Source organism: Legionella micdadei, assembly GCF_000953635.1.
GTDB lineage: Bacteria > Pseudomonadota > Gammaproteobacteria > Legionellales > Legionellaceae > Tatlockia > Tatlockia micdadei.
The window spans coordinates 3,264,409-3,276,960 of record NZ_LN614830.1; the positions used below are offsets into that span (position 1 = coordinate 3,264,409).

Consider the following 12,552-nt stretch of genomic DNA (forward strand, 5'->3'; position numbering starts at 1 on the left):
CACTCTGCTCTTTTCATCAATCTAATCCCAGTTCTGGCCAATAATTATTGATTCGTTGTAAGACGTCTTCATCCATTGTAATTGGTTTTCCCCACTCCCGTTGGGTTTCACCTGGCCATTTTGAGGTAGCATCCATACCCATTTTTGAGCCGAGCCCGGAAACGGGAGAGGCAAAATCCAGATAGTCGATCGGAGTATTGTCAATTAAGACCGTATCGCGTAAAGGATCCATGCGCGTAGTTATTGCCCAAATTACGTCTTGCCAGTTACGTGCATCAACATCATCATCGCAGACAATAACAAATTTAGTGTACATAAATTGTCTTAAGAAAGACCAAACTGCCATCATGACCCGTTTTGCATGCCCTGGGTATTGCTTTTTGATGGTTACTACTGCTAAACGGTAAGAACAACCCTCTGGCGGTAAATAAAAATCGACAATTTCAGGAAATTGTTTTTGCAACAAGGGGATAAATACTTCATTGAGGGCTACACCCAAAATAGCTGGTTCATCGGGTGGACGCCCTGTGTAAGTGCTGTGATAAATAGGTTTCTCCCTGTGGGTAAGCCGCTCAACAGTGAAAACTGGAAAGGTCTGCACTTCATTATAATAACCCGTGTGATCACCAAAAGGTCCTTCAGGTGCCTCTTCTCCTGGTTCGATGTATCCTTCTAGAATAATTTCTGCACTAGCCGGTACATGCAAATCATGACTTAAACATCGAGTCAGCTGTGTTCGTTGACCACGCAACAAACCAGCAAAAGCATACTCGGATAACGTATCAGGAACAGGCGTGACGGCTGCCAAAATAGTCGCAGGATCAGCACCTAAAGTGACTGCAACAGGGAAACGTTCGCCAGGATACTCTTGCTGCCAAGCTTGATAATCCAAAGCCCCGCCACGATGGGATAACCAACGCATGATGAGCTTGTTTCTGCCCAGTAATTGTTGGCGATAAATTCCCATATTTTCTCGTGTTTGGTGCGGTCCTTTGGTAGTCACTAAACCCCATGTAATAAGTGGTGCTGCATCACCTGGCCAACAAGTTTGAATAGGTAAGCGGGTTAAATCGACGTCTTCTTTTTCCCAAACGTATTTTTGGCAAGCGGCATCACTCACATATTTTGGTGCCATATTAAGCGCTTGCTTAAGTAAGGGTAACTTGGAAAAAGCATCTTTAAACCCTTTGGGCGGTTCTGGTTCTTTTAATGCCGCAAGCAGTTTACCTACTTCACGCAGAGCCAGGATGGTCTCTTCTCCCATCCCAAGTGCAACACGCTCAACAGTACCAAATAAATTAGTGAGCACTGGCATAGAACCTGATTTAGGATTCATAAAAAGCAAGGCAGGACCGCCTGCACGCAAAACCCTATCACTCACTGCCGTCATTTCAAGATGAGGGGAAACTGGGTAGTCAATGCGTTTTAGCAATCCTCGCGTTTCTAATTGAGCAATAAAATCGCGTAAGTCAGCATATTTCATGAAAAACTGTAAGAAAATTAATTTCGGTGATTAAGGGGGGTAGCAATTCTACTATCTAGCGAATTGCCAATACTCCCTAGTCCTTTTCCTATTCCTGCCGCTTCATTGCCTCGAAGAACTCGGCATTGGTCTTATGATTCTTCATACGCTCCAGCAAGAACTCAATTGCATCGCATTCGTCCATGGACTGCAGAATTTTGCGGAGAATCCAAGTGCGGTGTAACTCTTCTGGGCTTAGTAAGAGATCTTCACGGCGGGTACCGGAGCGGTTGATATTAATTGCAGGGAAGACTCGGCGCTCAGCTATACTACGGCTTAAGTGGATTTCCATATTACCGGTTCCCTTAAACTCTTCGTAAATAACCTCATCCATTTTCGAACCGGTATCAACAAGCGCGGTTGCAATAATCGTTAAACTGCCACCTTCTTCGATATTACGCGCAGCACCATAAAGACGTTTAGGTCTTTGCAAGGCATTGGCATCAACACCTCCAGTCAGGACCTTCCCTGATGACGGAACCACGGTGTTGTAAGCTCGGGCTAAACGGGTAATTGAATCCAATAAAACAACCACATCCCGTTTATGCTCAACTAATCGCTTCGCCTTTTCGATGACCATTTCTGCAACTTGTACGTGACGGTTAGCAGGCTCATCAAAAGTACTTGCGACGACTTCACCTTTAACCGAACGCTGCATTTCAGTTACTTCTTCGGGACGCTCATCAATCAAAAGTACAATTAGATAACAATCTGGATAATTTTTCTCGATTGAATGCGCTATATTTTGCAGCATTAAGGTCTTACCTGCTTTCGGCGGAGAAACGATAAGGCCGCGTTGACCTCGACCAAATGGAGCGCATAAATCCACGACTCGAGCAGTTAAATCTTCTGTACTGCCATTGCCTTGCTCCATAACTAGACGTTCTGTTGCAAACAACGGCGTAAGGTTTTCAAATAAAATCTTACGTTTTGCACTTTCCGGTGAATCAAAGTTAATTTGATCGACTTTTAATAAAGCGAAGTAACGCTCATTATCTTTCGGGGGCCGAATTTTACCTGTTATGGTATCCCCTGTACGTAACCCAAAGCGTCTGATTTGGCTTGGGGAAACATAAATATCGTCAGGACCTGCTTGATAGGATCCATCTTCAGAACGCAAGAAACCGAAACCGTCGGTCAATACTTCCAAAACGCCTCCACCAAGAATATCTTCACCCTTGTGTGAATGAGCTTTGAGGATAGCAAAAAGAATATCTTGTTTGCGCATGCGGGCAGTGTTTTCAGCCCCCATTTCTTGTGCGATATTGACGAGTTCGGCAATGGGTAATTGCTTAAGTTCACTAAGATTCATACTTCTCACTTGATGTGTTGGTTAAACGAAATGAAATTTCCGGGATAATTTAATATTGGAAGGACAGGTTAGAAAGCCGCTGTCCACATTGTAGATCAGCCTCTATCAGAGAATTAGCCGTTTGTGCTAAACCCAAACAGGGTAGGCTTAATCTATAGCCAGTCCACAGACAATCTCTCAAAATCTTCCAGATTTATCACCCTATCAGGACAACTGCTTATCAACGATTGTGTTTGACAAAATCCCAGTTGTACAGCGAAATGGGCAATTTGAAGTGGCAACCTTGAGAAAATGGCTACACATTTGAGACAACAGCCTAACACAGCTTTTTAAGGAGATCCACTAATTTTTCTCTCCTCAGCTTAAATTATAAGCTGAAAGGAGAAAAAAATGAATAATCTTTACACATTGCTTTCAACAAACGCACTTAACTGTGATTTTGAAAGCAAGCCCATTTTTACAGCTTCTACTTGACCGTTCTTAAACAGGATAAGGGTAGGGATACTCATGACCCCATATTTGGATGGTGTTTGTGGGTTTTCGTCAATGTTAATTTTTGCAAAGACAACATTCTCACTATGGTTTGCTGCGACTTCTTCCAGGATTGGCGTTAATGCTCGGCAGGGACCACACCACTCTGCCCAAAAGTCGACTAAGACCGGTTTACCCGAATTCAATACTTCTTGCTCAAAGTTAGAGTCAGTTATTGTCTTTATGTTAGCGCTCATGAATGAAACCTCGGTTGATTAAATTAGGTGACCTCAGGACATTATAGATCACCACAGACAGCTTGCAACACACTCAGCGCAACTATTGCCGCGGTTTCGGTACGTAATATCCGCGGACCTAAGCTTAATGGTTTAAAATCAGCGGAGAAAATTTGCCTAAGCTCTTCTTGACTAAAACCACCCTCCGGGCCGATAAGTAGAGCAAGCTCAGATTGATTAAAATGGTAATCTCGCCAGGTATTAGCGCCCTTTGGGTCTAGCACGAATTTTAGTTGCCCCACGTTTGTTTGCAAATACTCTTCCAAAGTTAATGCCGCTTTCACTTTAGGAATTTGATTACGTCCTGATTGCTCACAAGCGGCTATAGCTATCGCTTGCCAAGTGCTGAGCTTTTTCTCCATTCTTGCTTGATCTAATTTAACTACCGACCGTGCGGTAATCAGTGGGGTTATGCTTGCCACCCCCAACTCCACTGCTTTTTGCATGACAAACTCCATCCGTTCGCCTTTGGAAATTGCTTGTGCCAGATGGATGACTCTTGGCGACTCTCGACTCATTTCTCGTTCGGCAGTAATCTGAACACTGACTTTTTTCTTATGGACTGCAACCAAAATGGCATCAAATTCACGATTATCACCATAAAACAAAGTGATCTTATCTCCTGGCTGCATTCGCAAAACAACACCTACATGTTGACCGGCTTCGGGTGACAGCTCTATAGTTTGGCCTGAGTGATAAGGACCAGCCTGGTATATACGGATTTCTCTCACAAATGGCTCACTAAAAAACGAATTTAGATTTTAATTTTACTATACGGCAAAAAATCTTGGTGCTATTTTAGCGCTTTATTTTTTAGACCTAACTCTATTACTTTTACAGAGGACGACGCACTATGAGTAAAACTCGCATTGAAACAGACAGTATGGGAGAAATCGCTGTCCCTGCTGACCGTTACTGGGGGGCGCAAACGGAGCGCTCCCTCCATCATTTTAATATTGGCCGCGATATCATGCCGCGTGAAGTCACTCATGCGTTTGGTATATTGAAAAAGGCAGCCGCCTTAACCAACCTTGAATTAGGCAAGCTCCCGCAAGAGAAGGCTGAGCTAATTATTAAAGCCGCTGAAGAAGTATGTTCAGGCAAATTAGACGAACATTTTCCTTTACATGTTTGGCAAACTGGAAGCGGTACTCAGTCAAACATGAATGCAAACGAAGTCATTTCCAACCGTGCGATAGAAATGGCTAACGGAACCATGGGAAGTAAAACACCCATTCATCCCAATGATCATGTCAATATGTCACAATCATCAAATGATACGTTCCCAACGGCAATGCATATCGCTGCGGCAATGGCTATTCATGCAAAACTTCTACCTGCCGTGCGCGATTTGCGTGAAGCTTTAGCCGAAAAAATGCGTAGCTTTAAGGACATCGTGAAAATTGGCCGCACTCATTTACAAGATGCTGTTCCTCTAACGCTAGGACAAGAATTCTCAGGTTATATAGCGCAGCTAGATGCCTGCATGCAACGCATTGAACAAACTCTGCCTGAGTTGTATGAACTGGCACTAGGTGGTACTGCAGTAGGTACAGGATTAAATACCCATCCTCAGTTTGCAGTGAAAGCAGCGGCAAATATAGCGGCAATCACCAAGCTTCCTTTCACCTCCGCACCGAATAAATTTGCCGCTTTGGCTTCACATGAACCTTTAGTTATGGCTCATAGTGCTTTCAAAGCATTAGCTTGTGCATTAATGAAAATTGCTAATGATGTTCGCTGGCTCGGCTCAGGTCCGCGTTGTGGCATCGGTGAATTGATTCTGCCGGAAAACGAACCTGGCTCCTCCATCATGCCCGGCAAAGTTAATCCCACTCAATGCGAAGCCATGACAATGGTTTGCGCGCAAGTCATGGGAAATGATATGGCAGTAGCCGTTGCGGCCAGCCAAGGTAATTTTGAGCTTAATGTCTTTAAGCCGGTCATTATTTTTAATGTGCTGCACTCATTAAATCTTTTAGCGGATACGTGCCGTTCATTCCGGGAATTCTGTGTTGAGGGACTGGAAGCAAATCGCACTGTCATTGATTATTACTTGCATCATTCTTTGATGTTAGTGACTGCGCTTAACCAGCATATTGGTTATGATAAGGCGGCTAAAATTGCTAAGACAGCACATCATGAAAACATCTCTTTGCAGGAGGCCGCAGTTAAGCTAGGCTTTCTAACGGCTGAGCAATTTAACGAGTATGTTAAGCCTGAGGAAATGGTTGCCCCCTAGAACACGGAGTAATTTTTTGTACAAGCTTAGATCCTTCGCTGTGCCTAAGACTAAAGCTTAAGCATAGCGGGGTGATCGCCTTATCTGGACTCCTGCAATTCTTTTAAATATTGCACCATTGGGGCGGCATTATTTGTAAAAACCCATTTCAAACCCCGGTTTAATTCCCTGTACAAACTGAATTTCGAATCAACCATACCTACGCCAACCTTCTTTTTTGCCGACTTCAGTTTTTCGAGTTGGTTATCATCAAATAAAAGATAATGTCCCAAAACACCACCGTATTGCTTCTGCAAGCAAAGACTTGCAAATTGACTCACATTATTGTGCACAGCAACCAATAGCATGACCTCGGATGAAAACAACGTCATTGAGGCGAACACTGGCTCCTTGAGGGTCAATAAATGGTAATCAACGCAGGGAGTAAGGGTGCGTAGATCGTGATAAAGACTTGCTTCTGCATTAAAAGGGGCTTTTAATTCGATAAATAAATGCAAGCGTTTACCATAACGCTCTACTACCTCGGCGAAACTTGGCACCTCTGGGACTAATTCTCTTAATTGCTTAAAACTTAATTCCCTTATTGCAACATTTTTACCCCAGAGACGCTTTAAGGTAGGGTCATGATTAACTACCAAAACCCCATCAGCAGTGGCATGGAGATCAAATTCAATACCCCAACAGCCCAAAGCAAGCGCTTCAGCAAATGCTGTGTCGGTATTTTCGATAATCCCTTTTTTTTTATTATGTGCACCACGATGCGCAATGAGACGGGGATTAGAAAGCGGTAAGCTTTTAGGAATTTTTCTAGGCAAAAAAGCAAAAGCATAATCAACTGTTTTTTCGAGAAATCTTATGATTAGCATGGACACCTATTTCCAACAAACGTTTGTGACTGACAGTTATTCCTAATAAGAAAGTTATCAATTCCTTTCTTTCCGCTGCCCTAAAACTTTATTTTAAATTAGGACATTAGTGATAGATTTGCAAATTCTTTACAAAAGAACTGTTCAAAATTAGAGCTGCTTAATATTCCCCTAATCTTAAGTCTATAAACTTTATATATGAGTTTACGGAAGCAATATCTAAAACGGATTTTAGGATAATGGCAGGTGCAATTATGAAAGAGAAGATTACTAAAAGCCTAGAACAGATTCAATCCTTAGTAGCATTCATTCCAGAAGAAAATGCAGACGAGCGAGAGACTGTACGCGCTCTATATGCCTATTTAAGCGAAAAAACAAAAAAGGCCACTGATGAACAAGAATTAAGGCTAATTGAGCAGGAAATAAGCACACTATGGGTAAAAAATCCCACCATTATCAAAGCTGTTTTGCTTAATAATCTGGTTGGGCTTTTTTCTTTAATTAGTCCATCCCCTGACAATAGTTCCGCCTATTCCATTTTTATTCAAGAGGGTTCTGATTCAGCACGCGAGTCTTATTTGAAAGATGTCAAAGATTTGATTGAACAAGTAACAAACAGCAATGATCCCACTTTTCTAAATTCGAAAAAAAGGGAATTTGGTTTTTTAAATAAGTCGGTTCAAATTGCTCTTATAGATGGCATGATTAGCAGAATGGGTGCATTACCATCTCCCCGAAGCACTGGGCTATTTTCATCAATTAAATCCCGTCTGGAATCACCGAGCGAAGAATCGCTCTTTTTAGAAACAATCAAGGAATGGCAACAGGATCTGAATGAGCCTACTACTAAAACGATTAGAACAATTCCTCTTGCCAAGCTACGCCATGCAGTGAAAGAGTTCCATCACTACCACCAAAAATTGCTTGAGGAGAAAGAACAGACCGCTTCCCAAGCTAAAGTTAAACCAACCGTCACAAAAGATAAACCAACCACCGCAGAGGTTAAACGAACTGCTACAGAACCTAAATCAACTGTTGTAAAAACTGGGCACAAAACCGTTTCAGAAGTTAAGCCAATTGTTGCAGAAGATATGAGAGAAAAGTTATTGGCTGATCTAAGACTAACTTACTCCTTGCTTGACTCCAATTACTCCATTTTTAGTACCACCCCCCAACGTGTAAAAGTACGAGACGAGTCTTTTGAAGATATCAAGAGATATATTGAACAAGTGGAAGGCACCAATGACCGTAAAACTTTAGCGCAAATTGCTAATGATCTTGGTTTCATTAAAAAATCGATACAAGTTGCCTTCCTTGAAGGAATGATTGAAAGCTTAACTCCTCCAGAAATTAACACCCCTACAGAACCATCCTCTAAATCAGTCGCAGAAAAAGTTGTTACTGGTTTGGTTGGTGGGTTGTTTAAAGCAAAAGAGAAAATAGTCGACGTTTTCTCTGAAATAACCATGCCGGAAAAAGTCGAGATGCAGGCCAATGCTGAAGTCTATGTAGGTACACTCAAAAAATACCTTCGGCAGCTTGAAGAATCGACTGGCAAAGTTTATCCAACTGCCGGCATGATTAGCCTGGGGGATGAATATCGTCGCCTCATGGACGCAACTTACGGTCCAACTCCCGTTGCTGAGGTAAGCCCTACAGTGACCAAAAGCACTACCAAAGCGCGTAAGAAGTCCCATAAGAGGGAAGCAGTAATAGAAAACTCCGTAGTGCACGAACGCAGCACTGAAGAGCTCGAAAAAATGAGGAAGGCTGGTGTTCCAGAAGAAAAAATTAAAGAATTGCAAAAACCAGTTGTAATCGTATACAACAGAACATACAGTGCTGATGCTCTTGAAGAATTAAGGATAGCAGGCGTTTCACAAAAAAGAATTGATAAATTCCGAGAGAGAGGAATGCGACTTTCTGATATATCAAATCTCGCAACAATTAATGCAAAAACCATTAATGAATTTAAAGGTAAGGTCAGTAGAGAGGCCATTGAAGAATTACATGAGACTAAACTGAGTATGAAGGCTCTAAAGGAATTACAAAAGATAGAGCAACAATTCACTGAGTTACAAGAAATTAAACAGCAGATCGAAATAGAGCAAGGTAAAAAGCCAGGTTATTACTCATCAGAAACGCTTTCTGAGTATCAACAAAAAGTGGCAAGCAAAGAAACGCTTGACGAATTAAGCAAGATGGCCAATCTTAGCCAAAAAACCATTAGCGAATTTGAAAAAGCAGGAATTAGTAGAGAAACGCTCACAACAATACAAAGAGGGATTACTCTGGACGAGAAAGCCATTGGTGAATTCAAAAGCGCAGGAATCACTCCCAACGCACTTAAAGAGCTACAAAAACCCAGGTTCAGCAGCGCAACCCTTGACGAGTTGCAACAAAGGAAAACCATTAACGAATTAAACGAGAAATACAGAGTGCTTGTTAGACAAATAACAGAAAAAAAGGAGGCAATCAATGAGTTGCTGAAGCATGCTGCACAGACTGAGGAAAAACTAAAAACTGAGGAAAAAGAAAGGGGGCTTAAGGAAGGCAAATTATCCGATGATCCGTATATTCAAGGACGATTAAAGGATATTAAAAAATTTAACTTAGAAATCCAACAACAGCTTGAGAATTATGGAAAATTCGAGGAAGAGTTTTCTCCCCTGCGCGACTGGTTTTACCGTAAAAAAACAAATACCACCCCCATCGATATGACAAAATTTAATGAAGCTTGGGAAAAATACAAGTCACAAGATCGGCAACTACCCAATGGGCTGGTAGAGAAAGGCAAAGTGACTCGCACTAGAATCCGCGAAGTAGAAGTCGAAAAAGCAGAGGAATACCTCGAAAATATCACTCGCGCATACAAAGGAATCGACGAAGCCACTAGAAACATAACTGAGAGACTTGCACAGCTTGATGAAGTTGACGCATTACAAAAGTCTCCTCCAGTATCCTCTAAAGAAACGCTTACTCGGATTCCTACCCAAACCATAAGAGAGGCCAAAAGCACTATCTCTATTCATTCTGAAGAGGGTCCACTGCCCATACCCACTGAAATACCTGCTGTTGCCTCTGAAGCTGAGGTTATTCAGAATGACAGTTTAGCTAAAGGTGCGATACTGGAGGAAAAAACAGGTAAACAGGCAGTACGAGAGTTAACTGGCATACTCGAGGAGAAGAAAAATAGCTATGGACTTCTTCTCAGTAAAATAGAAAGTATGACCGCAGGATTTGACAGCACACTTAAATCACTAGAAGAACCTGGTCTGGCACCTACTCGAGAAGGAGAAAACGCTACCACTTTCATGGGAAGCATAGAAAAGGGAATAAAGACAGCTAAGGAGTTGCTCACCGGTCAGACCCCGTCTGATAGTCCGGTACCCAATGCTAAGGCTGAAGTAAGTTTAAAGCCACAATGGTCTGAGAATCGTGAACTTGCCCGCTTGGTGAAGAGCTATAAAGAAAGATCCGCTGAATTTGATGAAGTTGTGAAACGCAAAGAGGCTGAATTCGCACAATTATCCGGATCTCAAAGCCAGTTACAGCTAAGCGAAATACTCCAAGGTCAAGTTCAAGCCATAGGAAACGCCTCAAATCAGCTTGAAGAAATCAAAACAGAGCTAGGTAAAATTATAGAGGGTATACACACTGAGATCGAAGGGACGAAGAAGAAGAGGCAGGAGCTTATAGCGAAGGAGGCACGAGAGATTCGTTCCCTAGTTGATGATTTAGAAACTTTGGTTAGTGGGATTGGAAAATGCTCCCGATATCAAGACATTAAAACACCAGACCTTGAATCTATAAAAGCTAGCATCAAGAAAACTGTCGATGCATTTTCTGATGAAAGGATGAGGGCAACTAAAATTGCATCAGATGCGAAGAAAAGTAAAGAGGTGCTAACTGAACTAAAAACGGAATTAGAGCGGGAAGTTGCTACAGTAAACAATACTTATCTTGAAGAATGTAGAAAAATTATAGCTCTGTTACATGAAACAAATCAAAAAGCGGAAGAATACAGGGAAGCGGTATCTGCTTGTCCTCTTCTCCAACCTTCGGGTGAGGGGGCCAAAGCCGTGATACCTGGACATCCCAAGGAAATAGCGAATACAGAGGACTTACGGCGCCAAATGAGCAAAATGCCTGATTTTCCTCAAACGGAACTTAAAGCGCTCAGTAGACCCAATCACGATGAGGTTCTCACTTATCAATTGCCAAGTCAATCAGAGCTAGAACAATTCAAAAGACGGGTGCTGCAACGTACGTCAGCACTTGAAGCCGAGACCTTGAAGGTCAAAGAACTTACTAAGAGGAATGCCTCAGAGGAAGTCAGCATAGTTCGCCAAATGGTAGGGACTGTTGATACTTATCTAAGCTCAGCTGACAGTGTAGTTACTACCAATATCCTTTCTAAAGTTAAAGGTGATTTAAATAATCATATATTGAATTATTTAAATTTAGAAAAAGGGTACGAGGAACCCACAAGTTTTGCCGCTAAGTGCATAACCGCTATGCAAACCGACCTTAATGAAAATAATCTGCGCCAATTGTCTCAACTTAATGATTTTAAAAGTTGGGTGCAACCGTTCATAGAAAAAGTCTTAAGCGGACTCGAGTGGTTGCTCTCCCTTGCGGTAACGCCTCAACCTAAAACCTATCGCCCGCAGTTTTTTGCCGGTGACACAGAGAAAAATGTTGCAGCGGCGGCACAGCAAGCACAGGAGAGTTTAGACAAATTTAAAACTCAGGTAGGTAATGTAGCCCCAGAAATCCCGGTTTCTAGAGAGCCTCTTAAGGCCACTGTTCAGTGAAACGGGCTAATACTGAAAACAAAATATTGACAGCTAGACCGATCTTAAGTATGTTAGCCAGCTATTGCCGAGGTGGTGGAATTGGTAGACACGCTAGCTTCAGGTGCTAGTGGGGGTGACCCCGTGGAGGTTCGAGTCCTCTTCTCGGTACCATTATTTTATTCTATTTTTCCAAAAGCCTGCCCATAGCGAATCTTGTCGCCGGCACGCAGATGGTTTAGCCAATGCACCTGTTCGCTGTTTGCAAACAAGAGCACCACCGTAGAGCCTAATTTAAAATAGCCCATTTCTTCGCCCTGCTTAACAAGGATTGACGAATTGTTGAATTCAGCGAAGTCAATATGGCGCTTGTGCTTTGAACGCTTAACATCACCTTGCCAACGCGTACCAATAGCACCCACGATCGTTGCCCCAACCAATACCATGGCCATGGGGCCTGCCTTTGTTTCAAAGAAACAAACCAAGCGCTCATTACGGGCAAATAAATGGGGAATCACACGTGCAGTGGTAGGTTGTACAGAAAATAATTTGCCTGGCACATAAATCATCTTGACGAGTTTTGCATCAAGGGGCATATGAATGCGATGATAATCTTTAGGGGAAAGATAGAGTGTTGCAAAACAGCCCTGCGTAAATTTCTTACTTAATCCTGCATCGCATGCCAATAATTCACTAACAGTATAGTAACGGCCTTTTGCTTGTAAGATTTGACCTTTTTTAATTGCACCAAGTTCGCTGACAAAACCATCGACAGGCGAGACAATATCAGCCTGTGCTAATGGCCGGCACTCCGGTTTTAAGTGACGGATAAAAAAATCATTAAACGTGCTGTAGGCTTCAGGATTTTCTTCCTTTGCCTCACTCATGTCTACACCATATTGCTGAATGAAAAGACGAATTAGCGCATTTTTTATCAATGGAATCTGTACATTAGCCATGAAACCAGCAAAATGGGTTAGGGTTAATTTTGGCGCCACAAATTGGGGCATCGTTTTCAAATAATCACTCAGCATAAGATTGGGATCA

General features: G+C 42.4%; 8 protein-coding genes and 1 tRNA gene. 3 read left to right on the top strand and 6 right to left on the bottom strand.

Translation table 11 applies throughout. The features are described 5' to 3' along the window. Positions 1 to 16: 16 nt before the first annotated feature. From ubiD to LMI_RS14550, 4 genes are all read right to left on the bottom strand, one after another. Positions 17 to 1,483, bottom strand: coding sequence for a 4-hydroxy-3-polyprenylbenzoate decarboxylase (gene ubiD, locus LMI_RS14535; RefSeq protein ID WP_045100426.1), 1,467 nt, complete (start codon positions 1,481 to 1,483; stop codon positions 17 to 19). An 88-nt stretch (positions 1,484 to 1,571) separates the two neighbouring features. Further along, a complete protein-coding gene (rho, locus tag LMI_RS14540; protein ID WP_045100427.1) occupies positions 1,572 to 2,834 on the bottom strand; it encodes a transcription termination factor Rho in 1,263 nt (420 codons plus the stop codon). A 401-nt stretch (positions 2,835 to 3,235) separates the two neighbouring features. Further along, on the bottom strand, positions 3,236 to 3,562 hold the full coding sequence (gene trxA, locus LMI_RS14545) for a thioredoxin (RefSeq protein WP_045100428.1): 327 nt from the start codon (positions 3,560 to 3,562) through the stop codon (positions 3,236 to 3,238). A 41-nt stretch (positions 3,563 to 3,603) separates the two neighbouring features. Continuing rightward, a complete protein-coding gene (locus tag LMI_RS14550; protein WP_045100429.1) occupies positions 3,604 to 4,332 on the bottom strand; it encodes a 16S rRNA (uracil(1498)-N(3))-methyltransferase in 729 nt (242 codons plus the stop codon). 122 nt (positions 4,333 to 4,454) lie between these two features. Here LMI_RS14550 and fumC point away from each other — a divergent pair, with 122 nt between their 5' ends. Beyond that, positions 4,455 to 5,843: a class II fumarate hydratase gene (fumC, locus tag LMI_RS14555; protein ID WP_045100430.1), complete on the top strand. Its 1,389-nt coding sequence runs from the start codon at positions 4,455 to 4,457 to the stop codon at positions 5,841 to 5,843. Positions 5,844 to 5,923: 80 nt separating this feature from the next. Here the strand turns inward: fumC and LMI_RS14560 are convergent, their stop codons facing one another. Beyond that, entirely contained in the window at positions 5,924 to 6,709 is a 786-nt protein-coding gene (locus tag LMI_RS14560; protein WP_045100431.1) for a glycerophosphodiester phosphodiesterase, read from the bottom strand. A gap of 254 nt (positions 6,710 to 6,963) precedes the next feature. On the opposite strand from LMI_RS14560, the gene LMI_RS14565 reads away from it, so the two are divergent. Then, a complete protein-coding gene (locus LMI_RS14565) occupies positions 6,964 to 11,526 on the top strand; it encodes a V-type ATP synthase subunit I domain-containing protein (protein ID WP_143000980.1) in 4,563 nt (1,520 codons plus the stop codon). A gap of 66 nt (positions 11,527 to 11,592) precedes the next feature. Continuing rightward, positions 11,593 to 11,679 (top strand) — tRNA-Leu (locus LMI_RS14570). 5 nt (positions 11,680 to 11,684) lie between these two features. On the opposite strand, the gene asd is transcribed toward LMI_RS14570, so the two are convergent. After that, positions 11,685 to 12,539, bottom strand: a complete 855-nt coding sequence (asd, locus tag LMI_RS14575; protein WP_045100433.1) for an archaetidylserine decarboxylase — start codon at positions 12,537 to 12,539, stop codon at positions 11,685 to 11,687. Positions 12,540 to 12,552: the final 13 nt, after the last annotated feature.

Bases quoted from the DNA above. Each gene is read 5' to 3' on its own strand.
- ubiD (WP_045100426.1), bottom strand. From the start codon at position 1,483: ATGAAATATGCTGACTTACGCGATTTTATTGCTCAATTAGAAACGCGA.
- rho (WP_045100427.1), bottom strand. From the start codon at position 2,834: ATGAATCTTAGTGAACTTAAGCAATTACCCATTGCCGAACTCGTCAAT.
- trxA (WP_045100428.1), bottom strand. From the start codon at position 3,562: ATGAGCGCTAACATAAAGACAATAACTGACTCTAACTTTGAGCAAGAA.
- fumC (WP_045100430.1), top strand. From the start codon at position 4,455: ATGAGTAAAACTCGCATTGAAACAGACAGTATGGGAGAAATCGCTGTC.
- LMI_RS14560 (WP_045100431.1), bottom strand. From the start codon at position 6,709: ATGCTAATCATAAGATTTCTCGAAAAAACAGTTGATTATGCTTTTGCT.
- LMI_RS14565 (WP_143000980.1), top strand. From the start codon at position 6,964: ATGAAAGAGAAGATTACTAAAAGCCTAGAACAGATTCAATCCTTAGTA.
- asd (WP_045100433.1), bottom strand. From the start codon at position 12,539: ATGCTGAGTGATTATTTGAAAACGATGCCCCAATTTGTGGCGCCAAAA.